The organism is Halomonas sp. MS1 (assembly GCF_024182575.1).
Lineage (GTDB): Bacteria > Pseudomonadota > Gammaproteobacteria > Pseudomonadales > Halomonadaceae > Vreelandella.
This window is the reverse complement of the sequence record NZ_CP098926.1, coordinates 3893220-3918494: the sequence shown is the minus strand read 5'-3', so window position 1 is coordinate 3918494 and position 25275 is coordinate 3893220. Positions and strand designations below refer to the sequence as shown.

The window sequence follows — 25275 nt, the reverse complement described above, 5'->3', positions numbered from 1 at the left end:
CGCACGTAACGCCAGCAAAGAATAATAACGGGGGAATCATGGATAGCTTAATGAAATCGTTGTCGGTGACACCCCGCTGGATAAAACGCAGAGTCCTTGTCTTGCTGGATGGTGTGATTGTAGCGGGTAGTTTACAGCTGGCAACGGTGATTCACGTGGAAAATTTGCAGCCACTAAGAGATGGCTCCCTGTGGATGACGATTGGCCTGTTAGTGCCAACAAGTCTGTTGCTTTTCCATTGGCTCGGGCTATATCGAATAGTGATTCGTTATATGAGCCATGTCACTGTACCGACCGTCGCTATGGTCGTCGTGACGTCAGCGCTGTTAGTGGTGCCAGTCAGTTATATGGTTGAACACTCTGTCGGGCTATCCGTTATCGTCATTTATACGCTCCTCCTATTATTAGGTATTGGTAGCCTGCGTTTTTTTATCCGTGAACTGTATCGCTATAGCCAGCGTCGTCAACGCAAGCCAGTAGTGATCTATGGGGCAGGAGCCGCTGGCTGCGAATTGGTCGATGCGCTTCGCCATGGTGGTGAGTATGAGCCGGTGGCTTTCGTAGATGACTGGCGTGGGCTAGAAGGTGCCATGGTCGAAGGGCTGAGGGTACACCAACCGGTTGCGTTAGCCGCCTTGGTGCAAGAGCATCAGGCTGCCATGGTGCTGCTGGCAATTCCTAGTGCTCCGCGTTGGCGACGCCGTGAGATATTACACTGGCTTTCGGGCCTGTCGGTTCCTCTAAAAACAATTCCTGGTAGCGCTGATGTGATTGCCGGGAGAGCAAAAATTAGCGAGCTTCATGACGTGGCGCTAGAGGACTTATTGGGGAGAGAGGCTGTACCCGCCTTCCCTGAGTTGCTGCAGGCCAATATTCGCGATAAGGCGGTTATGGTCACCGGCGCTGGAGGGTCAATTGGTAGTGAGCTATGCCGCCAGATCCTTGCTCAGAATCCCATACGCCTGTTACTGGTCGACAACTGCGAATTTGCCCTATACGCCATTGAGCAGGAGTTAAGGCAGGTAATAGAAACGACCCATTCACGTTGTGAATTAAAACCACTGCTTATTTCGGTTCAGCATGCGGGTAGCCTCAAAGCAGTATTTGAAAGCTTTCAGGTGCATACCGTCTACCATGCAGCCGCTTACAAGCATGTGCCGATGGTTGAGTTTAATCTTGTCCAGGGGGTCAGTAACAACGTCTTTGGCACCTTAAACCTGGCTCAGGCGGCAATGACCGCCGGTGTCGAAACCTTCGTGGTTATTTCCACCGATAAGGCAGTTCGCCCCACCAATGCGATGGGGGCTTCCAAGCGATTGACTGAACTTATTTGCCAAGCTTTCGCTCATGCGCAGTCAAATACACGTTTTTGCATGGTGCGTTTTGGAAATGTGTTGGGATCAAGTGGCTCTGTTGTACCGTTGTTTCGAAAACAGATTGAGCAGGGCGGCCCTATCAAAGTTACCCACCCGGAAATCACCCGTTATTTCATGACAATTCCCGAAGCCGCTCAGCTGGTTATCCAGGCTGGCGCCATGGGCGAAGGTGGTGAGGTATTTGTTCTCGACATGGGTGAACCGGTCCGTATTCTGGATTTGGCAATGAATATGGTTAGGCTTTCAGGGCTTGAAGTGAGAGATGCCGAACACCCTGAAGGTGATATTGAGATTGTTTATTCCGGTTTGCGCCCAGGAGAAAAGTTATACGAAGAGCTGTTAATCGGCGATGACGTCAGGCGGACTCGTCACGACCGCATAATGACCTCAAAAGAGCGCTTCTGGGAATGGCCAAGGCTTGAAAACTTTTTAAAAGAATTGGAACAGGCTTTTATCGAGACCGACCATTTGCGTATCCGTCAACTTTTACAGTTGGCCCCATTAGATTATCACCCCTTAGGCGACATAGCGGACTTAGTATGGGCAGCGCGTCAAGCTTCGCCCCTCGAGCCACAGGGCCAACGCTTAACTACGAATCCATTCTTAACGTCTATGAACCGACTCGATCCAGTTCTTAACCAAGCGCTTAATCCCGCCACCAAGGAAAGCTAAAATGCTGATCGACTCATTGTCTATCAAAGTGTGGATGCTCCGAAAGGTCGAGAGTGCGGGATTACACATTCAGTCGATGAAACATGTTCGGCCAGTGGATGCCCGTAGGCATCTGAGTAATCCACTTGAGTTAAATTATCTTTATCCTGGTAGAGAGCTGCTCCTTGAGGCGCCTATGGAGTGGGGGTTTGGCTTGTTCAATCTCAGTGGTCATCGGCGCTTCCTAAATGATGTGATGCAGGAAGCATTTGATAATCCTGGCAGGGAGCGCGACTTGCTCCGTGACGCCCTGCGTGTTTTCTATGCTGACTGGCAGCCAGCCAATGCAGCCGAATTTCTGGGAGTTTCTTTTGGTCAAGCGAGTGAACTAGTCGATGCACCACCGTGGCAGGCTTATTCGCCATGGGATGCCCACAATGCAGTAGAAAAAAGCGTCAAACGCCAGCGAACTGAATTGCGTGAAAATACCCGAATATTAGGCAAACGCCTGGACATTAGTGCGGGTTGGAAGTTCTGTGGGCCCGTCAGCGAAGATAAGCTTGAAGTTGAGGTTGAGCGTTTGGCTCGGGTACTGGAATCGATTCGCCGTCAGGGGATCTGTCGCCATGACGGCACTGATGGAGATATCCGGGCGTGCGTTTTGACCCACTCAGATGGGCGCTGGCGCTGGATGGTACATGGTGGCCAGCATCGTTACGCGGTGATCAGTGCGTTAGGGGCGCCGCGGGCTATTATTCGGGTGGAGCGTTTTATTCGGCGTGAAGACGTCGCCCTTTGGCCTACAGTGACCTTGGGGCTATTTAGCCAAGAAATAGCCCTTAAAATATTCGATAACTACTTTGCCGATTAATATATAAAAAATACCTTTTTAATAAAGTCGCTCTGATTAAGGTGTTTTTTATCTCTTACATAGTTTTTTCGTTAATCTCTCTCAGTGATTTTGATTTAAATTATTTTATAAGTCTTTTGTAAGAGAGTTTATAACGTCTCTTGTTAGCTTTTTAGGACACTCCCTTTAGTTTTGAAGGAGAAAGGCTACGATGAATAAACAATATAATATTGAGGAAAATGAGTGGTTAACTGGCGTTGCCGTTTTTCTAATTAGGGAGCGTGGGCTGGCATATTTAGATGTCTTACGTAGCCTGCTTGATCGCTACGGTTTCAATATTTTGTGCGAACTACCCATCCATGAAGATCAGCGGCAAACGTTGGCAAAGTGGATTGATAGTAGTGAACAGGAGCCTGTGGATTGGCCTGGTAATGGCGGCCTGCCAGCTTATTTTTTGGTGGTGCACGATGTGCATCCTGTGATGGAACAACCTTCTTCAAGGGAGACTCCTGGACGAACCGATAATGTACGGCTGCTTACTGTAGAAACAGTGCTAACTCAAAAGGTCAACGATGGGCGCAGTGGCCAAGAACACGTCAGTCCACTGTATTTGTCTTGTAGCACCACTCAGACACTTGAATACCTAAAGAAAATAGTTCCACAGCAAATCGGTAAAATACGTGCGACAGCGCAGCGCTATAACATTGAGTTTCGCACCCCTTATCCAGTGCTAGCCGACGTGAGTAAGCAGGTATGTCGAGCCAAAGTAGAGCTGGTGGATTTTCACGGCACTGAAGCAATTTGCAAAACCTTTCGCCCGGGGCGCGAGCGGTATTTAGAGCGTGAAGTAAAAGCCCGTGAGCTAGGCGCTTCATTACCTGAAGTATCGCGATTGCTAGAGGTGGGGCCTCATTACCTGGTGTTTGAGCGCTATTCCAATCGTATGGAGCGTATCCTTTCTCCCCGTGCACCGTTCTCACCACATGGGTTACTACCTCTCTGGACAATTGAGCGCGTCAGAGCGGTTATCTTGCATTATCGACGTCTTGGCTACGAGTGTATTGATCTCAATCCGCAAGACCTGATTTATGATCCTTGCCAAGGCCTCAAAATTATCGATTTCGAATTTCTTCAGCCTGGCACCGACGAGATAGAAAGTTTGAAGGGCAATTATGCTTGGTATGACGTGCCCTCACGTTTCAAGGGGGATTTGCCAATTTCGGCTCATCAAGGCTCCTATCATGAGCGCTGGTTCCCCTATACCGGGCTACCCCGAACCCTATGTTTGAACAAGCTTCCGCGACCGGTACTTACCATGGTGCGCTCGGCGGCACTAGTGCCTTTAACGTTAGACGGTTTAAGGCGAGTGAGTTGGCAACATATTCAGCGCCTGGTGCGTAACTGATCTATTTCCCTTCCTTCCTCTTGCTCACGGTTGTCTCGTCATGGAGTCACTGTATGAAGATTCTAGTAACCGGCCATGCTGGATTCATTGGCTTTCACACTGCTAAACGTCTGCTAGAGCGGGGGGATAGTGTCGTCGGGTTTGATAACGTTAATGACTATTACGACCCTGCTATAAAAGAAGCGCGTCTCAAAATACTTGAACAGACGGCAGCTGAGACAGGAAATAACTACCTCTCAATTCGTGCCAACTTAGCTAACCAGCAAGCGGTGGCAACGTGCTTTGAAGAGCACTGCTTTGATCGCGTTATTCATCTTGCTGCCCAAGCTGGCGTGCGCTACTCACTGGAAAATCCGCTTAGTTATGTGGAAAGTAACTTAATTGGCTTTACCAATATATTAGAAGCGTGTCGCTACGCTAAGGTTGCGCACCTGACTTACGCCAGCACCAGCAGCGTTTACGGTGCCAATACGCTAATGCCATTTTCCGAGCACAAGGGCGCCAATCATCCGTTGCAATTTTATGCGGCCACCAAGAAAGCTAACGAAATGATGGCTCATAGCTATAGTCACCTGTTTGGACTGCCGACGACTGGCCTACGGTTTTTTACTGTCTATGGGCCGTGGGGTCGCCCAGACATGGCACTTTTTAAATTTACTAAGCACATTCTAGCTGATGAGCCTATTCAGGTTTTTAATTATGGCCACCATACACGCGACTTTACTTATGTGGATGACATTGTAGAAGGCATTATTCGCGCCAGTGACGACATCGCAACCCCGGCTCAAGAGTGGAATAGCGATAGCCCCGATCCTGCTACCAGTAATGCACCGTTTCGCCTCTTTAACATAGGTAATAATGATCCGGTAACGATCAGTGTTTATATCGAAGCCATTGAAAAGGCGCTAGGTAAAAAAGCCATCAAAGAAATGCTGCCTCTACAGCCGGGAGATGCGCTAGATACGTATGCCGACTCAGGTGAGTTAGAAAGAAGGGTGGGATATAAACCCTCTACACCAATCTTTAAGGGCATTGAAAACTTCATTGCTTGGTATCGCGACTATTACTCATTAAAAAAATATTCACCTACTGCCTCCTCTGATGCTGCAAACGAAGTGTCTGGCTTAATTAAGTGATACGAACTCCTTACTTCTCCCTTAGTACACCCAACCCTAGCAGGAACTCCAATGAACGTTACAGTTTTCGGAACGGGTTATGTTGGCCTGGTTCAAGGTGCAATTTTGTCTGAAGTCGGTCATCACGTTGTTTGCGTAGATGTGGATGCTCATAAGGTTGAACAGCTTAAGATGGGTATCACGCCTATCTATGAACCTGGTTTGGAGTCGATAGTAAAAGAGAATCACGCTGCTGGAAGGCTCGATTTTACTACCGATGCGGTTGCCGCGATTAAACATGGACAGGTTCAATTTGTCGCCGTGGGAACGCCTCCCGATGAAGATGGAAGTGCGGATCTAACCTATGTGCTCAACGTGGCGACGACTATCGCTGAACACATGGAGCGCGACCAAGTTATCGTTAACAAATCCACTGTGCCAGTAGGTAGCGCCGACAAAGTTCGTGTCGTGATGGAAGATGTATTGAAAAGGCGTGGTCGAAGCGATATCAGCTTTGATGTGGTGTCGAATCCTGAGTTTCTAAAGGAAGGTAGTGCCGTCGTAGACTGCCAAAAGCCAGATCGAATTATTATTGGTACCAGTTGCGATGCAACAATAGAGGTTATGCGAGAATTATATGCGCCTTTCAATCGCAATCACGACAAAGTTATCGTGATGGATGTAAAAAGCGCTGAGTTAACAAAGTATGCCGCTAACTGCATGTTAGCAACCAAGATTAGTTTTATGAACGAAATGGCAAACTTAGCCGAGTTACTGGGAGCCGATATTGAAGCCGTGCGTAAGGGAATCGGTTCGGATCCACGCATTGGCTACCACTTTATTTACCCTGGTGTAGGCTACGGGGGTTCCTGTTTTCCCAAAGACCTACAGGCGCTTATTCACACTGCAAATAGTATCGACTTTGACGCCAAACTGCTCAAAGCGGTGGAATTACGTAATAAAGAGCAAAAAACCACGCTTTTCCAGAAAATAAATCAGCACTTCAATGCACAGTTAAAGGGTAAAACCTTTGCTATTTGGGGGCTTTCCTTCAAGCCCAATACAGACGATATGCGTGATGCGCCCAGCCGAGTGCTTATGGAGTCTCTATGGGCGGCAGGTGCAAAGGTGCAGGCTTATGACCCGGAAGCTATGGAAGAAGCGCAGCGAATCTATGGAAATCGTGAGCATTTAACCCTTTGTGGAACCAAAGAAGCCGCGTTAAAAAATAGTGATGCGTTAATTATCATTACCGAGTGGCAAAACTTCCGAGCGCCTGATTTTGAGCTTATCAAAGCTCAGTTATCGGAACCGACTATCTTTGATGGTCGCAATCTTTATGAGCCACATAGAATGGCAGATAAAGGGTTTAACTACTACTCGGTAGGTAGAGCCAAACCAACGCTGTCAATAACAGCTCCACCTGAGCTGCATGTAGTCACTGCCAGTCATTAAAGTCGATATCTAATATGGATGTTTTTGGTCATTTAGTTATTGTGGCTGGCTTTATGTTGTATTTTTAATGGTAGGTGGCTCATGTTAAAGCGCCAAGTTGATATTATCATTTCAGTGATAGGGTTAGTGTTGCTATCACCTCTGCTAGTTGTTATAGCGCTGCTTATTCGCTATAAGCTAGGTACGCCAGTTCTCTTCCGTCAGTATCGCCCAGGGCTAAACGGTAAGCCATTTGAAATCGTCAAGTTTCGCTCTATGCGAGATGCCTATGATGAGCAAGGCCGAAAATTATCAGAAAAAGAGCGGCTGACTTCTTTTGGCCGGCGTCTGCGTGCTACCAGTCTGGATGAGTTACCCGAACTATGGAATGTACTGAAAGGAGATATGAGCTTGGTCGGCCCCAGGCCTTTATTAATGGAATATTTGCCTTATTACAGCGCCCACCAATTTCGTCGGCATGAAGCTCGCCCCGGTGTGACAGGTTGGGCACAAGTAAATGGTCGTAATGGTATCTCTTGGGAAAAAAAGTTTGATTACGACATTTGGTATGTAGATAACCAGACACTGCTTTTGGATATCAAAATACTACTATTGACAGTGAAAAAAGTTTTTTTCCGCGAAGGTATCAGTTACTCGGGTGATGTAGCGATGCCAAACTTTAAAGCATCAAAGTTGAAAAACGACAAAGGTGGGCAAAATGGCTAAAAAAATAAATATCCTTGTCACTGGCGTCGGTGGGCCAACGCCACGCAGCTTTGTCAGGTCTGTCCTTGACTCTGGAGCTGATAGTTATCGTTTTATTGGTGTTGATGCTAACCCATTAGCGATAGGCCTTTATGATAAATCTTCATATGATCATACCTATTTGGTGCCAAGAGCTGATGATGAACGTTACTGGTTAGAAATATCAAAAATAATTGATCATCACCAGATTCAATTTGCGGTTGTGTTGCCTGAAGTTGAAGTAGTGGCATGGTCGAAGCGGAAAGACCTTGAAGGTTTGCCTTGTAAAGCATTTATTTCTTCAAGCCAGCCGACCGAGGCACTGATCGATAAGAAAAAACTGCATGAAATACTGGCGGATAAGCCTTATATACCCCGTTACTGCACGTTTTCAAACGGCTTGAAAAGCCTTGATTTTACGCTTGATTATCCTTTTTGGGTACGTGGTACTGTTGGATCAAGTGGGTTGGGTTCTTTAAAAGTCACAAGTGAGAAAGAACTCGATGAATGGATGCAAATAAACCCTCTCATTGAAGAATTTATCGCATCCGAGTTTTTACCGGGAAGAAACCTTGCGTGTAAGGTTATTTATATGGACGGTAAGATTTTACGCTCTTCTTGTGCCGAGAGAGTAACTTATATCATGTCTAAGGTTGCGCCTTCTGGAATAACTGGCAACACTGCGTTTGGTCGTATGATTAATGATATTCAGCTTGTGAATATTTCTGATGATGCGATTAGTTCATTTTTTAATCACTATCAATCGAAAGCGAATGGCATATTTACCGTAGATTTCAAAGAGGATGCGCAGGGGAATCCAATGATCACCGAAATAAATGTTAGGTTTGTTGCTTTTATTTCGTCTTTGGCTCAAGCAGGCGCTAATCTCCCTCTAGACTATCTTGAGATGAATCTTAATCCAGACAACTTCTCACACGTATACAAACATTATGAGTTTCCAAAAGGCACCATATTTTTAAGAGATGTGGATGAAAAGCCAGTTGTCATGAATGAAAAAGATCTATTAGATATGGATCCCCGCCATGCTTAACGGACCATTTTCTCCTTGGCCTTCCTTTACTCTAGAAGAGGCCCAGGCTGTTCAGGACGTACTGCTTTCCAACAGAGTGAACTATTGGACAGGCAAGGAGTGCGTTGAATTCGAAAAGGAGTTTGCTCAATTTGCCGAGACTAAGCATGCCATAGCGTTAGCAAATGGGACTAACGCGCTAGACTTAGCTCTTAAAGGGCTGGGTATTGGCGAAAAAGAGCATGAAGAGGTGATTGTTACCTCTCGAACGTTCGTGGCTTCTGCATCATGCATTGCCAATGCCGGGGCTGTGCCAATCTTTGCTGATGTTGATCGCGACTCTCAAAATATCACTGCCGCCACGGTCGCTGAAAAAATTACCCCGCGCACTCGCGCTATTGTTGCCGTGCATCTAGCAGGATGGCCCTGCGAAATGCAGGAGCTCATGGCGTTGGCAGAGCAATATGGGCTTTATGTCATCGAAGATTGCGCTCAGGCTCATGGCGCTCGTTATCAAGGTCGAAGCGTCGGAGGAATAGGTCATGTAGGGTGTTGGTCGTTCTGTCAGGACAAAATTATGACCACCGGTGGCGAAGGGGGAATGGTCACTACCAATGACACCGTGCTTTGGAAACGAATGTGGGCTTATAAAGATCATGGCAAGAGCTGGGACGCTGTCTATGTGCAAGAACATCCACCGGGTTTCCGCTGGTTGCATGATACGTTTGGCACCAATTGGCGCATGACTGAAATGCAGGCCGTCATTGGTCGTATTCAACTTAAACGGATGCCTGAGTGGAGTGCGATTCGCCAGATGAATGCTCAACATCTCTGGCAAGCTGCGTTGGATTGTAAAGGGTTGCGTGTACCTGATTTTTGTTTAGATATGACCTCTGGATCACGAAGGCAAGATACCAAGCATGCCGCTTATAAATGCTATGTATTCATTGATCCGCGTCAGCTACGGGATGGCTGGGATCGCGATCGTATCCTGAGTGATATCAACCTAAGAGGAGTACCCTGTTTTCCAGGCAGTTGCTCTGAAGTATATCTCGAAAAGGCCTTTTTAAACGCTGGCTGGCAGCCACAAAGCAATTTGCCAGTTGCACAAGAGCTTGGTCAAACCAGTCTGATGTTTTTGTGCCATCCGACACTCTCCCAAGAAGAAATTGATAAGACATGTCAAGTGCTCAAAGAGGTCATGGCGCTAGCTGTTTAATCATTTTTTCAAGCCTTCCAGAATTTAAAAGATCATCTGTATTTAAAAGATCATCTGTCTTTAAAGCTACCTGCATTTAAAGCTCACTATTTAAAATAGCTAATGTCGGCAAACGAGCCCTCAACCTGTGTGGCTTGGTGTTTCGTTAAGGAGTTTTTTATGAAGCCTAAGGTTGCTACCTCGAATAAGCGTTTTTTGCTGATATCGGGCACAAGCTATTCATTGGTCAATTTTCGAGGGCCATTGGTTCAAGCCCTGATCAAGGCTGGATTAGACGTACATGTAGCTGCTCCAGGGCTTCTTGAAGACATGACGACTCGCCAGAAGCTTGAAGCCTGGGGAGCGGTTGCTCACGACTTTCCGATGCAGAGAAATGGGCTAAACCCGTGGCGCGATGCTTTAACGCTGCACGCACTTTATCGTCTTATGTGCAAAATTCGCCCTGAAATGGTGCTTAGCTACACAATCAAGCCAGTTGTCTACGGACTGCTAGCCGCCTGGTTGGCCAGAGTTCCTCGCCGCTATGCATTAGTTACCGGGCTGGGTTACGCATTTGCTAGTCAGGCCAGCGGCAAGCGTGCTCTGGTCTATCAAGTTGTGCGTAGGTTATATGCCGCGGCACTCAATAGAGCAGACAAGGTGTTTTTTCAGAATCCTGATGATAACGCTTTGTTTCGTGAGTTGGGGATACTGCGTGAGAAGGTGCCTTCGCAGGTTCTCAATGGATCAGGGGTAGACATGAGTCATTTTACGGTAGCTCCTATACCCGTAGGCCCACCGCGCTTCTTACTGATTGCTCGCCTGTTGGGCGATAAAGGCGTGCGTCAATATGCTGACGCTGCACGCCGAATCAAACAGCGGCATCCCGAGATAGTATTTCAACTGGCCGGTGACATTGATAGTAATCCCGATACGATTACTCGGGAAGAATTGGATACCTGGATTAAGGAGGGCTCAATTGATCATTTAGGCTGGCTTAATGACGTGCGCCCGGCAATAGCGGATTGCAGTGTTTATGTACTTCCCAGCTATTACCGGGAAGGTACACCCCGATCAGTGTTGGAAGCCATGGCGATGGGGCGGGCGGTGATCACTACCGATGCGCCTGGATGCCGTGAGACTGTCATTGAGGGGGATAATGGCTACTTGATACCCGTTAGAGATGTCGGTGCGCTTGAGAGCGCCATGCAGGCGTTCATTGACAGTCCTGCCCTAGTACAAACCATGGGCCGACGTTCGTATGAAATTGCTAAAGATCGGTACGACGTTCATAAAGTTAATGCCGTCATGCTTGAATCGATGCAAATAAAAGATCTGGTAGCGAGTAGCCGAGAGCAAGCGCTAGTTAACAATAATGCTATTAATGAAGCCTAAAAATATAAAATTATTTCCTAGGGGTTAATGGTCTGTTGGATAAAACCTATTAATCCTATTCCTAATACAATTATGAGAACCTATTGATATGGCTTTCTTCTCGGTGATCATGCCTGTCTATAATAAGGTGAACACTTTAAGTGATTCCCTGGAGTGTATATATAGGCAAAATTTCAAAGATTTTGAGGTGATTGCCGTAGATGATGGTTCTACTGATGGCTCTCTTGCCATTTTGCAGCAGTATGAGAAGGCCGGTTTGTTAAGGCTTTACCAGCGTGATTCTCCCGGTTCAGGAGGATATGCTGCGCGCAACTTAGGGGCAGATAAATCAACAGGTAAGTGGTTGGTTTTTTTTGACGCTGACGACATTATGTTATCAGACCACTTGTCATGTTTTGCCAATGCAATTAGTCAATATTCTGATATTGAATTATACGTCAATGCTTACCAGAAGATGGAAGGCTGGCGGCGGCTGCCGAGAATAAAAGGGCGGGCTAGTGGTCGTCTGAGCCGCTTGGAAGCCCTAGAATTCTTTGCACTTTTCGACTTTATTCACATGAATGGTGCGTGTATTTCGCGTCAGCGTTTTTTATCTATGGGAGGGTTTCCTGCAGGGCTTTATCGCCGAGGTGGCGATGTATATTTCTGGTTGAAAGTGCTTTGCGAATTAAAAACCATTCACTACAACGCCAATGTGACTACTTTATGGCTGCTTGAAAACAGCGATATTACTCGTGATAAACGCAACCTTGTTGGTTTACATCCAGGTGTTGATCTTTTTAAACAGTATGAATCTACATTAAAGCGTAGTGAGCGGCGACAATTGCGTTTGGCAATAAATCGCAAAGTTCTTTCTTGGGCCGTTGAGAAGAAGCTGCTTGGCCAATCAGTGCGCTTGGATTTAGAAGCATTAAGATTGGGAGGGATGAACATGCGTTTATGGCTGCATGCTATCTCATTACTAGTGCCCCAACCTTATTACGATCAGTTGCGTCGCCGTATTAAATAATCTGAGCAAGCAAGGGGGCAGTACTCATGACCAAGACAGTAATTACTTATGGCACCTTTGACATGTTCCATATTGGCCATCTGAATTTGCTAAGACGGTTGGCTGAAATGGGGGATCGTTTGGTAGTGGGAATCTCAACGGATGAGTTTAACACGCTCAAAGGCAAGCGCACGTTGATTCCATTTGAGCACCGTGCTGAGATTGTTCGCTCCTTGCGCTATGTCGACCAAGTGATTCCCGAGACCGACTGGGAACAAAAGCTTCAGGATATCCAGCGCTATTCAGTTGACACCTTTGCCATTGGTGATGATTGGAAAGGCCACTTTGACTTTCTTTCACCCCACTGTGAAGTGATATATCTGCCACGTACCGATGGCGTCTCTACGACTCAATTGAAACGTTCACTTAATCCTTTCTATAGCGTTTCACGTGATGAGTTAATGAATGCCTTTGACGTGCTCGATACGTTAAGAAAAGACTTCGGCTAATGTTCCTTTGTTTGATGGCGATAGTGCCAAGGAAATCACAATGTCCTCTTACACACTTCGTTTAGCAAAACAGCTGGCATGGTTACCGCTGTGCCTGATTGGCGGATGCTTCCCTCGCAATGATCGTTTATGGATATTTGGTGCTTGGCATGGTCGCCAGTTCGCTGACAACACAAGCTATTTGTATCGCCATGTGCGTGATCATGAGCCTAGCTTGAGAGCGGTTTGGCTTGCGCATGATCAAGAGGTTGTTAAGCGAGTTCGTGAAGAGGGCGGAGAAGCCTATCTTGCTTACTCAGTCAAAGGAATCCTGTTGTCGCTGCGTGCGCGGCTTTTTCTCGTCACTCATTCAGCAGAAGATGTTAATCCGCATGCGTCATTTGGGGGGCAGCTAATCAACCTAACTCATGGAACCCCTCTTAAGCGCTTGGTTCAGGATGCTCGCTCTTCCCGGCTTGGCGTTTTTACCGGCGTGTATGATCGTTACCTGCGCCGGCTTCTACCTGGGCAGCGCAGGCCTCAGCAAGTATTAGTGGCTTCCGACGTCGGCCGAGAGCGGATGATCTCTGCCTTCGGTTTACCAAGCGATCGTGTCACTGCCCTTGGCTATCCTCGCTGGAATGCTTTCCAAGAAAATGCGTCAACATTATTGCAACAGGCTGGCATCGATATATTGGCGTACGACAAGGTGGTGCTATATGCCCCGACCCTTAGAATGCAAGGCAAAGGGGGGCTTGATGTGTCTCAAGGAGAACGCCTAGAAGCATTACTACCATGGCTTGAAAAGCATCGAGTACTATTACTCATCCGCGGGCACACCTCGTTGAAAATGAGCGGTGTACAAGCGTTAATGGAGGGGAATGCGAGTATTCGTGAAGCGCCTGTCAGTATATTTCCAGATGTAAATGCTTTATTTCCGGCCGTGGATGTACTTATCACGGACTACTCGAGTTTGATGTTCGACTATGCTTGTTTGAATCGCCCCATCATTTTGATGGCACCTGACCTGGATGATTATCTCAACCTCGATGTAGGAGTTTATGGAGATTATCTTGCTGATGCGCCAGGTCCGGTAATCGAATCTTGGGAGCATTTACCTGAAGCCTGGGACTCCTTGACTAAAAAGGTCCATCACCAGCGCTTAGCAACTTTTGTAGCTCGCCATGCCGCTATGAACGATGGCAGAGAGTGTGAACGCGTCACCTCTCATCTGCGTAACAGCTGTCGCCTCGAAGTAACCAGCCATGCCTGAACGAATGTAACTACAAAATGAGTATGTAGTTTGAATAGAGAATAAAGCCAGCTTCTCAATGATTTTATGGGGATGCGACATGTCATTTTATGAAAAAGGTATAAAAAGCAGGCAGATAAGTGACGATGCCAATGTTGGCGCTCGAGTTGGTTTTCCAAGGGTTTCTGTGATTGTACCGACGTATTATGACTGGTCACGTCTAAAAAAGTGTGTTGTTGCATTAGAGAACCAGTCGATTGCTCAAGACAATTTTGAAGTCATTATTGTCAATAATGCCTCTGATGATTCTCCGCCAGCGGACTTTTACTTACCCAACAACTTCACCATGATCAAAGAAGCGAAACCAGGCTCATATGCAGCAAGAAATGCCGCATTAAAGATTTCTCGAGGTGAAATAGTGGCGTTTACTGATTCTGATTGTATCCCAGATCCTTATTGGCTGGAGACAGCTATTAATCGACTCGATAAAGGTGCAGAACGCGTTGCTGGTAAAGTAGAGCTTTTCTTCAAATCTGAAAAACTGACGCTTGTTGAAATTTATGAAAAGGCCTTTGGATTTGATCAAGAGCGCTATGCTCAGCGAGGAGGGGCGGTGACTGCGAATATGGTAACTTGGTCGAAAAATTTTGAAATAGTTGGATTTTTTAACGATAACCTCATGTCTGGTGGTGACAATGAGTGGGGAGTTCGTGCGAACGAAAAAGGGATTCCTGTTGAATACGCCCAGGAGGTTATTGTTAACCATCCTGCACGCTCAAATGTAAAGGATATTCTTAAAAAACGAAGGCGAGTGATGGGAGGGCAGTTGAATAAAATGAAAAAGAATTCGAAGAGAAGTTTTATTATAATTTTAGCTAAAGGCTATTTCCCTCCAATAAAAGCGCTAAAGTTATTTTTAGAAAAAGAGTTGACTTTTTCAGAGAGATTTTTAGCTTATCTGTTGTGTTATTATTTTAAATCTTATTCAGCAACGTACAGATTGGCGCTACTCCTCGGCCTGGCTAAGCCAGAAAGATCTTAGCTTGAAGTTATGTGATTGGTGATTGGTGAATAGTGGATGGTGGATGGTGGATGGTGGATGGTGGATGGTAATAGATAAGCGGTAGTCGAGTATTGTTTTTATAAATGCCTTGCCGAATATTAAGAAAATATTCGGCGAGGCATTTTTTTTACTTAATGTTTTTTTAGAGAGCAGCAGACTATCGTCTTCATCCGTAGGTGCCTGATAAGTCTAAGGTTACGCTTTGAGGTGGATAGTCCTTTGAATTAAGTTGTATCTGTAGATACGGTATTTGTAGGCATTGTCTTTGCAGATACAGATTTTTTAATTTAGTATCTATGGATAGGTGGATGTAGACAGGGTACGAGGTGCTTATGCAAACAGCCAGCAGTATTATTCAGGATAAGGCCGCCGCTGCGGCTGGTTTGAAAGCCGCTGTGCGTATTTTGGATAAATGGCGGGCGACAGGTGAGCAGGGCGAATCGATTCTACGCGTCTCCCACAGCAGCTATGCCCGCGCGCGGCGGGGAGATTTGGCTGAGATCAAGTTAGATAGTGATCAATTGGCACGAATCAGTTATTTGCTCAATATTCATGCGGCACTGCGAATGCTGTTTGAAAACCCTGATAATGTTTACGGGTTCGTCTCCATGGCAAATCACAATCCTTACTTTAACGGGCGTACGCCGCTTGAGGTGATTGGTACTGGAGATTTCGCAGCACTTTATGAAACCTTCAAGCGTATTGATAGCTTGCGAGGTGCTCAGTGGTAGATTCGGCGGGAATAAGCGAAGGTTCGCTGCCCCTTTGTCAATCGAAAGAGGTAGTGGGGTATCGCTTAGTCAACAGTAAATTTCCTCCCATTGGGCTGTTTGACGATGTTGCGAGCCTCGATGAGTTTGAAGCGCTTTATGCCCTGCAGGCGCTGACGAATCCAAGGCTGCGTAACGAGGCTGGCGATTTGGGGCTCATTCCTCACAACCAGATTCCCTTTGGTATCCGAGGGTGCTCTTATGCGACAGCGCCTTTTACCCACGTTAATCCGGAAGGTTCTCGCTTTAGCGACGGCAGCTTTGGTGTGCTTTACATTGCGGATGCACTACCAACGGCCATCCGTGAAGTGAGACACCATCAGGAAATCTATTGGAAAAACGTACCATCGTTACATTTTGAACGGTTTATCTTCCGTGGGCTTAAGTGCCTATTTAATGAAAAAGCCTGTCGTGATGGCTTGGCGCTTCAGCCATCCCATGCCATTTATGATGCCGACGATTATCGAGCAGCGCGCACGTTAGGCAGAGAGCTTCGTAAAGAGCAACGTACCGGTTTGCGTTACCACTCTGTTCGGCAACCAGGTGCCACTTGCTGGGCGTTAATGACGCCGCAGTTCGTCCTGGATATTATCCAGACCACTCATATTGAGATGATCTGGAACGGGCGAATAGCCCAAGTGAATCGCCTCTCAGCGGTACCCATCAAGTGAATTCAGTAGAGTAATTATGTTCGCTGTTGTTCGGTGAAGCGCTGCATGATCGTGAGTGTTTTATCACTAACATGATGCTCCATGCCTTCTGCATCAATACGCGCTGTACTGTCATCAACGCCAAGGGCGCGCAAAAAATGCAGCACTACATCGTGACGCGTCCGGGAAATTTCGGCCATTTTTTGGCCTTCTTCGGTCAAGAAGAGCGAGCGATAGGGCTTGCTTGTCACTAGGCCCAGCTCATTCAGGCGGCGAATCATTTTAGAGACGGTCGCTTGGCTAACGGCCATTCGAGTAGCGATATCGGCTGCGCGCGCTTCTCCGCGGTGGCGTAATAAGTCGCCGATTAACTCGACATAATCTTCGATCAGTTCCGTTTCGTGGGCATTACGCACCGTCTCATACTGCTGTGCATGCTGTTCCACGGGCGGTAGCGCATCTCCATCTTGGCCGTATGCGGTAGGAGAGTGTTGCTGTTGGTATTCACTCATTGGCAAAATTTATCAAGGTTAGTGGAAACGTTAATTAGTGATGGTAGCGCATTTTTTTAGATAATTGTTAGCCATGGCTAAACTGTTTGCATAAAGCTTTTTTATTGAGCTACAGCTGTACTTGTTGGGATCCTAGCACAGGAGAGCGAAATAATGACCAAGCAGTATGGCTGGTTAATCATTGTGCTAGTAGCGACTTGCTGCTTTTTCCTGGCCCTGTTGTTTTCACCCAGGCACGGCGTATTAATGCGCTTATGGCGTCATCGTAAGATCGCTACTGCCGATAACGCTTAAGAAGGAGATTGGAGACTTTCCCATGCCTTTTCTGCGATGCCAATACCAGCCCCTGTCATTAATAAGTAGGTTTGGTCGACACCTGCCTCATGTAATGGGGCTGCTTCATCCTGAAAGTGTATGCCCGCAAGCAGCTGTCCAGTAAAGCCTGCTTTACGCAGCTCGCGAGTGGCAATTAATTTACTTTCAAGCTCTGGGGTGGCCAACGTTACTGCCACCAGCTTTGAAATATCTAATTGATGCCAAAATCCCACGTCTTCTATATCGCCATAGTAGACGTGGCGTTTGTTCTCCGATTTATTAGGATCAGAATCAATACCCGCAACTGACACCCCCTTGTCGTTAAAAAAGTCGTAGGCAGCACTACCTGTGCGTCCCATGCCAAGTATTAATACGGTAGCACTACCGATGTTAACGGGCTGTTCATCTGGATGGCGTGTATCACGCTCAAAGCGTGTTAACGACCTTTCCCAGCGGTCGAAAAGTCCATGAGCTAAGCGGTTCAGAGGTGCCGAAATGACAAAAGATAATGCGACGGCGATGGCGAGCGGTACCAACCACTCCTCTAAAATACTAGAGGCAACGATTAAGCCAAATTCACTGTAGGCAGTTAGGCTTAAACCTCCCAGAAAAGCGTTACGTGCCCGGATACGAAATGCGATCAATAGCGCAAAAAATAGTAGTCCTTTTAAGGGCAGTGCTAAGGCGAGAACTCCGGCAAAAATCAAGGCATTGGTGTCGGGTAGCCCAGCCATTCCTATTTGTAAGAAAAAGCTGATTAGGAGCATTTCCTTTATGCCCCATAGCGCCTTTGAAAGCTCCTGAGCGCGGGGGTGTTTGGCCAGCAATAGGCCCATGACTAAGGCACCTACCTCTGAGCTTAACCCGACGGCTTCAAATCCCATTCCACCGATGGCAATTGCTAACACAGCGCCTAGCAGTACCAGCAGCTCATCGTGTTGGGCAATGCTCATTAACCAATAAAGAAGGGGTCTAAGTAGTGGTAGTAAAAATACCAGTAGTGCCCATGGGCTGGGGGTCTGGCCACTATAAAAGCTGAGTACTGCAATGGCGACCAAGTCTTGAATAATTAAAATACCGATGGCAATTCGGCCATGGAGAGCCCGCAACTCTCGCTTTGCCTCAAGTACCTTAGCGGCAAGAACGGTGCTTGAAAATGACAGAGCAATGGCAAGCAATATTGCCTTATCCATAGATAGCGATAAAAGCACGACGAAGCCAATCGTAAAAAATAGGCAGGTAATGGCTAGGTGTATAAATGCGCTTCCAAGCACGACGGGCTCAGCAAGGCTCTTCACGTTAAGTTTTAAACCAATGGTAAAGAGCAGCAATAGAACGCCTAAGTGGGCAAGATGTTCTAGTAAGGGACCTGCCTCGCTGGGCAGGCCAATGCTAGGGCCGAAGGCGTTGAGTGCAAACCCGGCGGCCAAAAAGCCCACCAGGGGCGGTAAGCTAAGCTGACGGGCAATAATCCCGAAGACAAGAGCAAACGATAAAATAAGCACTTCAAACATGCTGAACCCCTAACATAAAGGTGGCTGAGTTATCTTCCCACCCGCCAATGTTTTTGCATTTCAATAAAGGTGAACGATGCCGACCAAGTGATCAGGACAAAGCCTGTTAATGCCAGCGTTCCGTATAGGAATCGAACGGGGCCCGTTGCATAAATATCCCCATAACCGACTGTGGTGTAGGTGACGGCAGAAAAGAATATATAATCTAATAGATTAAAGCTGTCATAACCTTGCAGGGCGCCAATACCGTTGAGCGCTGTTAGCCACCATCCGGTCATACCAAACAGCCAAATTTCGGCAACGTGCGTCAATAAAACACCAAATGCCATGCCAAGGATACGCTGGCGATGAGGCTTATGTGATTGTTCAATTTGCCGTGAGATAAGCCATAGCGATTCGTAGTGAAGCAGCACCGCTATTACGACAGCGATGAACGTCGTTATTACGACGACCAAATGTTCGGGGTATGGAATGGTCAAGTAGTAAGAATCCCAACGTTGCTATGAGAAAATGTTCAGCACAGTCGGCTGCCGAATAACAGCAGTGAGCCATCTAAAGAGTGCCAGCCCCACCAGGCTAGCACTCCTCCGCCCAGCAGTAGCGTTGCTAATACTATCGACAGTGCAAACGCTGTTAATGGCTTCATGAGGCCACCTGAGGAGCGATGTTGCGTGCCAGTGGTTTTTCGCTAATAAACCAGTGCAGACCAGCGGCGACCAGTGAAAGCACAATGGCAATCTTCCAGACAGTGTCATAATGGCCAGTGAGATCATAAAGATATCCGCCAAGCCAGACACCCATAAATGATCCTAACTGGTGAAATAAGAATACAATGCCGCCCAGCATGGATAAATGGCGAACACCAAATACAGACGCCACAATGCCGTTGGTTAACGGTACGGTTGAGAGCCATAGTAGGCCCATGGCGATACCAAATAAATAAGCACTGGTAGAGGTCAGCGGCAACATGACAAAAGCGGTAATTATCGCGCCGCGAATTAAGTATAGCCAGCTAAGTAGGCGCGGTTTTGACCAAATTCCTCCCATCCATCCTGCCGTATAGGTACCCACAATGTTGAACAAACCGACCAGTGCCAACACCGTGGTGCCCACCTGAATGGCCAGACCGTTATCGAATAAATACCCAGGTAGATGGACAGCAATAAATACAACTTGGAAGCCGCAGACGAAAAAGCCGAGGCACAGCAGCCAAAAGCCTTTCTGGCCGACCGCCTCATTGAGCGCGTCGCGTAAGCTTAAGTCGCCCAGTGCGCTGGGGCTTGGGCGGTCTTTTAACATCGCCCCCAGGGGAATCATCAGTGCAGCAATGGCGCCCATCGCTAGAAGAGCTGCTGACCAGCCAAGCCACTCAATTAGCCCCAGTGTGCCGGGTAACATCGCGAATTGTCCAAAAGAGCCAGCGGCACTGACAATGCCCATCGCCATACTGCGTTTTTCGGGGGGTACTGCGCGTCCCACTGCGCCCAAAATTACTGAAAATGTAGTGCCGGATAGGCCTAAACCAATGAGGAATCCAGCGCTTAGAGTCATGCCTAATGCGCTGGTGGAAAGGCTCATAAAGCACAGCCCCGTCACATACAAAATGGCTCCTACGACAATAATTCTCGCCGCTCCAAAACGGTCAGCCAGCGCACCGGTGAAAGGCTGAGAGAGTCCCCAAATTAGGTTTTGAACTGCAAGGGCAAAGGCAAACACGCCGCGCCCCCAGCCGAAATCGCTGCTCATCGGCTCAAGGAAAAGCCCAAAACCATGGCGAAGCCCCATAGCAGTGGAAATAACCACGCTTGCTAGCATGATAAGGAGTAGTGTGCGATGTCGCGTCAATGCCATTTTACGTCCCTTGTTCTGTAGTTTGTTAACGCGTTAACTAACTATCTCACGGGTCAGATTTTTTTAGAAGCTATCAACTGTCGGACGAATTAGCAGTGTCGGTAATAAGTTGAGGGCGGCATACTAGGTAGTATGTTGCAAAGCAACAAGTGTGCTTTGACTAAAGTCGTAAGCTTGTGTCACAAATGATTCGTATCTGTTAGTGACGCTTAAACGACATAAAAAATGCTTAAGTTAGGGCAGCTAAGTGTGGGTGATACCGACGAACTTCTTAATCTGTCGGCAATGCCGTCGTTTATCTCGCCTCTGATGCTGGAGCGTCACTGACGGGATTAACCCACTACGTAGATGCAGGCCACCATATTCGCTTCTAACGTAGGGGTGATTAAGGAAGTTTCCTAGTTTAAGGACGTGGTTTAAAGGAGTCACTTGATGTCGGCCAATGACGCTAATGATCTAATTGAAAATCGCACCTATGACGAAATAACGGTCGGTGATGAAGCCCACCTAGAAAAACGCCTTACCATGGAGGACATCAAACTGTTTGCTGTGATGTCAGGTGATATTAATCCGTCACACGTCGACAGCGACTTTGCTAAGAGCAGCCGTTTTCAGGAAGTCATTGCTCATGGCATGTGGGGCGGCGCGCTGATATCCACTGTGCTGGGAACGCAGCTGCCCGGACCGGGCACGGTCTATCTTACCCAGTCGTTGCAGTTTAAGGCACCCGTAAGGCTGGGGGATGTACTGCGGGTATCCGTGCGGGCTATCGAAAAAGACGATCAGCACCATAGGATCACCTTTGCCTGCCGTTGCGAAAATCAACGCGGTGATACGGTCATTGAAGGTGACGCTAGCGTATTGGCACCGATTAAAAAAATTCAACGGCCTCGGGCGTTGCTGCCCAAAGTGCGTTTAACAGAGCGTGGCAGGTTGCATGAGATTCTAACTGCTGCCGATCATCCGGAGCCAATGCCCACCGCAGTCGTTCATCCGGTAGACCAAAGCGCCATTTGTGGAGCGGTTGAATCAGCGGCGCAAGGTTTAATTATTCCTGTGCTGGTTGGGCCCAAGGGGAAAATCCAGCTCGCCGCTGAAAAAGCCGAGGTGGATATCAGTGCATTCGAACTGATAGATGTTCCCCACAGCCACGCGGCTGCTGAACAAGCGGTGGCATTAGCACGTCAAGGCCACGTAGGTGCGTTGATGAAAGGCGCGCTGCACACCGATGAGCTTTTACATGAAGTGCTTAAGCGTGACACAGGGTTGCGTACCGAGCGGTGCCTAAGTCATGTGATGGCCTTTGATGTGCCAACCTACCCGCGACCATTGTTGATTACGGATGCGGCAATCAATATCTATCCTAAGTTAGCTGAGAAGCGCGATATTGTTCAAAACGCGATCGAGTTAGCTCACGCATTGGGTAACGACAATCCCCGTGTGGCGATCCTTTCTGCTGTCGAGACCGTCAACCCCAAAATCACGTCTACGATTGATGCGGCGGCCCTGTGTAAGATGGCTGAGCGCGGCCAGATTAGCGGTGGCACCTTGGATGGTCCGCTGGCTTTCGACAATGCCGTCTCAGAAGCAGCGGCAAGAACCAAAGGTATTGTTTCGCCAGTAGCAGGGCGCGCCGACATCCTACTCGCGCCAGATCTTGAAGCGGCCAATATGTTGATGAAGCAACTGACTCACCTGGCGGATGCCACGGGGGCGGGCGTTGTCGTCGGCGCTAGGGTGCCGATCATGCTGACAAGCCGCGCGGATGATGCATTGACGCGCATGGCATCCAGTGCATTAGCGTTACTACTCGCTGACTATCAGCGTCGGAGCCTACTCAGTAACCCTTCAGGAGCATAACCATGCAGGAAATACTGGTGCTGAATAGTGGTTCTTCCAGCGTCAAGTTTGCGCTTTATCATATCACTGATGAAGACGCTGCCGGTGGAATTCAGGAGGCGTTGACGGTCGCCTACAGCGGCCATTTTTCGGGCTTGGCAACGTCGCAATGTCGCGTGTCGTTAGCGCATCGCGAACCTGGACAGCCCCCGCATCGCTATGATTTGCAAACTCTGGAGGCGCTGGGGCTAACCCCGGCAATAAACCATGAAGAGGCCATCACAAAGTTGATGGCATGGCTTGAGCAGCGTGAGGATAAAAGTACCCTGGTTGCCATTGGGCATCGCGTTGTTCATGGCGGCCAAACCTACTGTGAAGCGACTAGATTAAGCGCTAACGACGTGATCGAGTTGGAAAAATTTTCAAGCTTAGCGCCGTTGCATCAGCCCCATGGACTTGCGCCTATCAAACTACTGATGGCGCGTCTGCCAGACGTACCGCAGATCGCATGTTTCGATACCGCGTTTCATGCTCATCAGCCCTGGGTGGCTCGGCAGTTTGCTTTGCCGCGGGAATGGACGGCCAAGGGGTTGATACGTTATGGCTTCCATGGCCTTTCCTACGATTATATTCAGCGCACGCTACCTAATGTATTGCCGGATGATGCACCCCGTTCACGGGTGGTGGTGGCGCATTTGGGTAATGGTGCCAGTATGTGTGCTATTCGTGATGGCATTAGTGTGGCTTCCAGCATGGGGTTTACTGCGCTTGATGGATTGCCGATGGGGACTCGCTCTGGTGCCTTGGATCCAGGCGTAGTGCTTTACTTAATTAGTGATGAAAAAATGAGTATTGAGGACGTATCAGCGCTTTTATACAAGCGTTCAGGGCTGCTCGGTGTCTCTGGAATAAGTAGCGATATGCGCGAGTTGCTTGCAAGTGATGCCCCGGAAGCCGAAGAGGCTGTTGAGCTTTACTGCTATCGCGCCGCGCGGGAAATCGCCAGTTTAGCTGGCGCGCTGGGCGGGCTTGATCAATTGATATTCACCGCCGGTATTGGTGAGCATGCAGCACCGGTGCGTGCACGTATTGTGGCGCAGTGTGAGTGGTTGGGCATGCAACTTGATGAAAAAGCCAATAAGCGTGATGCCTGTTGCATCTCTTCAGCGAGTAGCCGTGTGGGCGTTTGGGTCATTCCAACCGATGAAGAGCGAGTAATCGCCAGTGATTGCCTAGCGCTTCTCAATAGGGCGGATCAAGCAGCGTTTTAATTCAGCCACCTGATGCCAGGGAGATTAGTTGAGCCACTGACCGTAAAGAGGGTTGAGTGTTGTCATTGTTGTGGTGATGACTACTGTCATTACCGCTACCGAGAAACCACTGATCTGATAGAATCCCCAGTTTTTGTAAGCTCACTCACTTATCTAACTGGGAATCTTAATGAACGCGGTAATTCTTGCTGTGCTAGTCATGGTGGCGCTTTCGCTTGCTCGGGTATCCGTGGTGTTTGCACTGGTTGTAGGCGCGCTGGTTGGGGGCTTGGTTGGCGGCCTGTCACTGGATGAAACGCTCAGTGCATTCAATGATGGTGTTGGTGGAGGCGCGCAAGTAGCCCTTGCTTATGCCACGCTTGGGGCCTTTGCGGTGGCTATTTCCCGTTCAGGGCTTCCAGATATGCTGGCCAATCGCCTGATTACAATGTTGGGAAAAGAAGCGACTGCGGCACATCAGGCGCGGGTAAAGGTGTTTTTGCTCGTCGCAGTGCTCTTGGTGGCTATCTCATCACAAAACGCCATTCCGGTGCATATAGCGTTTATCCCGGTGCTGATTCCGCCGTTGTTGGTGGTAATGAATCGTCTCCAGCTTGACCGTCGCGCGGTGGCGTGTGCGCTTACCTTTGGGTTAACCGCTCCGTATATGCTGCTACCTGTAGGATTTGGCGCGATCTTTTTGAATGATATTCTGCTGGCAAATTTAAATAGCGCTGGCGAGTCACTGGGCTTGGAAATTACCCGGGGCATGGTGCCCATGGCAATGGCTATTCCGGTAGGAGGAATGGCCATTGGCTTACTCGTAGCACTGTTTTTCAGCTACCGTGGGCAGCGTGAATATACTAATAAAGATCTAGTGGCGACTAATGCCCACCAAGGTCACTCGCCTGCAAAACCTCATACGTTTGGGCTGGTGATGTCGGGCGTGGCTATTGTGGCTGCGTTAGGTTTACAGCTATATACCGGCTCTATGATTATTGGTGGGCTAGTGGGGATTGGTCTGCTTTCGCTGGGCGGCATTTTTAAGTGGCGTGAAGCGGACGATCTATTTACCAGCGGTATGCGCATGATGGCGTTAATCGGCTTCATCATGATTTCAGCAGCTGGCTTTGCAGAAGTAATGAAGGCGACAGGGGATATCGAGTCGCTAGTGACAGGTGCGTTTGAGTTGTTTGGTGATAACCGCGGTTTAGCGGCGTTTGTTATGCTGCTGGTAGGCTTGTTTATTACCCTGGGAATTGGCTCATCCTTTTCGACCATTCCCATTATTGCAGCGATTTTTGTACCGCTGGCGGTGCAGTTTGGTTTCTCGCCAATGGCGACGGTTGTGCTGGTTGGTACGGCGGCTGCACTGGGCGATGCTGGCTCGCCAGCGTCTGATTCCACGTTGGGGCCAACTTCAGGTCTAAATGTTGATGGACAGCATGATCATATGTGGGACAGCGTGGTGCCTACCTTCCTGCACTACAATATACCGCTGATTGCTTTTGGGTGGTTGGCAGCGATGTCGCTTTAAGTTTTTTTCGCGCAAACCAACACGCAGACTAAGAAGGGCAGCCATGAG

24 protein-coding genes are annotated in these 25275 nt (G+C 48.1%); 19 read left to right on the top strand and 5 right to left on the bottom strand.

The annotated features are described in order from the left end of the window. Window positions 1-38 precede the first annotated feature (38 nt). From NF683_RS18190 to NF683_RS18120, 15 genes are all read left to right on the top strand, one after another. The gene (locus tag NF683_RS18190; RefSeq protein WP_253920638.1) at window positions 39-2048 is read left to right on the top strand and encodes a polysaccharide biosynthesis protein; all 2010 of its coding nucleotides are present in this window, start codon (window positions 39-41) and stop codon (window positions 2046-2048) included. 1 nt (window position 2049) lies between these two features. After that, window positions 2050-2898 (top strand): ParB N-terminal domain-containing protein, encoded by an 849-nt coding sequence (locus tag NF683_RS18185; RefSeq protein ID WP_253920637.1) that lies wholly within the window; start codon window positions 2050-2052, stop codon window positions 2896-2898. 190 nt (window positions 2899-3088) lie between these two features. Then, window positions 3089-4282, top strand: a complete 1194-nt coding sequence (locus tag NF683_RS18180) for a hypothetical protein (RefSeq protein WP_253920636.1) — start codon at window positions 3089-3091, stop codon at window positions 4280-4282. A 53-nt stretch (window positions 4283-4335) separates the two neighbouring features. Then, window positions 4336-5418, top strand: a complete 1083-nt coding sequence (locus NF683_RS18175; protein ID WP_193085381.1) for an NAD-dependent epimerase — start codon at window positions 4336-4338, stop codon at window positions 5416-5418. Between the two features lie 51 nt (window positions 5419-5469). Beyond that, window positions 5470-6852, top strand: a complete 1383-nt coding sequence (locus tag NF683_RS18170; protein WP_253920635.1) for a UDP-glucose dehydrogenase family protein — start codon at window positions 5470-5472, stop codon at window positions 6850-6852. An 81-nt stretch (window positions 6853-6933) separates the two neighbouring features. Further along, entirely contained in the window at window positions 6934-7557 is a 624-nt protein-coding gene (locus tag NF683_RS18165) for a sugar transferase (RefSeq protein WP_089038495.1), read from the top strand. After that, on the top strand, window positions 7550-8626 hold the full coding sequence (locus tag NF683_RS18160) for an ATP-grasp domain-containing protein (RefSeq protein ID WP_253920634.1): 1077 nt from the start codon (window positions 7550-7552) through the stop codon (window positions 8624-8626). The genes NF683_RS18165 and NF683_RS18160 overlap by 8 nt, the downstream gene beginning before the upstream one ends. Beyond that, a complete protein-coding gene (locus tag NF683_RS18155) occupies window positions 8619-9824 on the top strand; it encodes a DegT/DnrJ/EryC1/StrS family aminotransferase (RefSeq protein WP_253920633.1) in 1206 nt (401 codons plus the stop codon). Before NF683_RS18160 ends, NF683_RS18155 begins: the two co-directional genes overlap by 8 nt. 159 nt (window positions 9825-9983) lie before the next feature. Then, entirely contained in the window at window positions 9984-11198 is a 1215-nt protein-coding gene (locus NF683_RS18150; RefSeq protein ID WP_253920632.1) for a glycosyltransferase family 4 protein, read from the top strand. An 88-nt stretch (window positions 11199-11286) separates the two neighbouring features. Continuing rightward, entirely contained in the window at window positions 11287-12207 is a 921-nt protein-coding gene (locus NF683_RS18145) for a glycosyltransferase family A protein (protein WP_253920631.1), read from the top strand. A gap of 26 nt (window positions 12208-12233) precedes the next feature. Beyond that, entirely contained in the window at window positions 12234-12695 is a 462-nt protein-coding gene (gene tagD, locus NF683_RS18140) for a glycerol-3-phosphate cytidylyltransferase (RefSeq protein WP_089038491.1), read from the top strand. A 40-nt stretch (window positions 12696-12735) separates the two neighbouring features. Next, a complete protein-coding gene (locus NF683_RS18135; protein WP_253920630.1) occupies window positions 12736-13947 on the top strand; it encodes a CDP-glycerol glycerophosphotransferase family protein in 1212 nt (403 codons plus the stop codon). Between the two features lie 79 nt (window positions 13948-14026). After that, window positions 14027-14968, top strand: a complete 942-nt coding sequence (locus NF683_RS18130) for a glycosyltransferase (protein WP_253920629.1) — start codon at window positions 14027-14029, stop codon at window positions 14966-14968. Window positions 14969-15321: 353 nt separating this feature from the next. Further along, window positions 15322-15720, top strand: a complete 399-nt coding sequence (locus NF683_RS18125; protein WP_089038488.1) for an antitoxin Xre-like helix-turn-helix domain-containing protein — start codon at window positions 15322-15324, stop codon at window positions 15718-15720. Continuing rightward, window positions 15714-16430 carry an RES family NAD+ phosphorylase gene (locus NF683_RS18120; RefSeq protein ID WP_089038487.1) on the top strand — a complete coding sequence of 239 codons (717 nt, stop codon included), beginning with the start codon at window positions 15714-15716 and terminating at the stop codon, window positions 16428-16430. Before NF683_RS18125 ends, NF683_RS18120 begins: the two co-directional genes overlap by 7 nt. A gap of 14 nt (window positions 16431-16444) precedes the next feature. On the opposite strand, the gene mntR is transcribed toward NF683_RS18120, so the two are convergent. Continuing rightward, the gene (mntR, locus tag NF683_RS18115) at window positions 16445-16921 is read right to left on the bottom strand and encodes a manganese-binding transcriptional regulator MntR (RefSeq protein WP_089038486.1); all 477 of its coding nucleotides are present in this window, start codon (window positions 16919-16921) and stop codon (window positions 16445-16447) included. Between the two features lie 153 nt (window positions 16922-17074). Here mntR and NF683_RS18110 point away from each other — a divergent pair, with 153 nt between their 5' ends. Continuing rightward, window positions 17075-17215 (top strand): hypothetical protein, encoded by a 141-nt coding sequence (locus NF683_RS18110; protein ID WP_253920628.1) that lies wholly within the window; start codon window positions 17075-17077, stop codon window positions 17213-17215. On the opposite strand, the gene NF683_RS18105 is transcribed toward NF683_RS18110, so the two are convergent. From NF683_RS18105 to NF683_RS18095, 4 genes are read right to left on the bottom strand one after another with little or no spacing between them, the layout of a single operon-like run. After that, window positions 17212-18750 (bottom strand): cation:proton antiporter domain-containing protein, encoded by a 1539-nt coding sequence (locus NF683_RS18105; protein ID WP_253920627.1) that lies wholly within the window; start codon window positions 18748-18750, stop codon window positions 17212-17214. The two genes, NF683_RS18110 and NF683_RS18105, sit on opposite strands and share 4 nt — an antisense overlap. 29 nt (window positions 18751-18779) lie before the next feature. Next, window positions 18780-19229, bottom strand: coding sequence for an ion channel (locus NF683_RS18100; RefSeq protein WP_253920626.1), 450 nt, complete (start codon window positions 19227-19229; stop codon window positions 18780-18782). 35 nt (window positions 19230-19264) lie between these two features. Then, on the bottom strand, window positions 19265-19396 hold the full coding sequence (locus tag NF683_RS21325; protein ID WP_269768699.1) for a hypothetical protein: 132 nt from the start codon (window positions 19394-19396) through the stop codon (window positions 19265-19267). Beyond that, a complete protein-coding gene (locus NF683_RS18095) occupies window positions 19393-20601 on the bottom strand; it encodes an MFS transporter (RefSeq protein WP_089038483.1) in 1209 nt (402 codons plus the stop codon). Before NF683_RS18095 ends, NF683_RS21325 begins: the two co-directional genes overlap by 4 nt. A gap of 432 nt (window positions 20602-21033) precedes the next feature. On the opposite strand from NF683_RS18095, the gene NF683_RS18090 reads away from it, so the two are divergent. The 3 genes from NF683_RS18090 (at window position 21034) to NF683_RS18080 (ending at window position 25227) form a co-directional block, all read left to right on the top strand. Continuing rightward, entirely contained in the window at window positions 21034-22461 is a 1428-nt protein-coding gene (locus NF683_RS18090) for a bifunctional enoyl-CoA hydratase/phosphate acetyltransferase (RefSeq protein WP_253920625.1), read from the top strand. 2 nt (window positions 22462-22463) lie between these two features. After that, window positions 22464-23711, top strand: a complete 1248-nt coding sequence (locus tag NF683_RS18085) for an acetate/propionate family kinase (RefSeq protein ID WP_089038481.1) — start codon at window positions 22464-22466, stop codon at window positions 23709-23711. 169 nt (window positions 23712-23880) lie between these two features. Next, window positions 23881-25227, top strand: a complete 1347-nt coding sequence (locus NF683_RS18080; RefSeq protein ID WP_089038480.1) for a Na+/H+ antiporter family protein — start codon at window positions 23881-23883, stop codon at window positions 25225-25227. Window positions 25228-25275 lie beyond the last annotated feature (48 nt).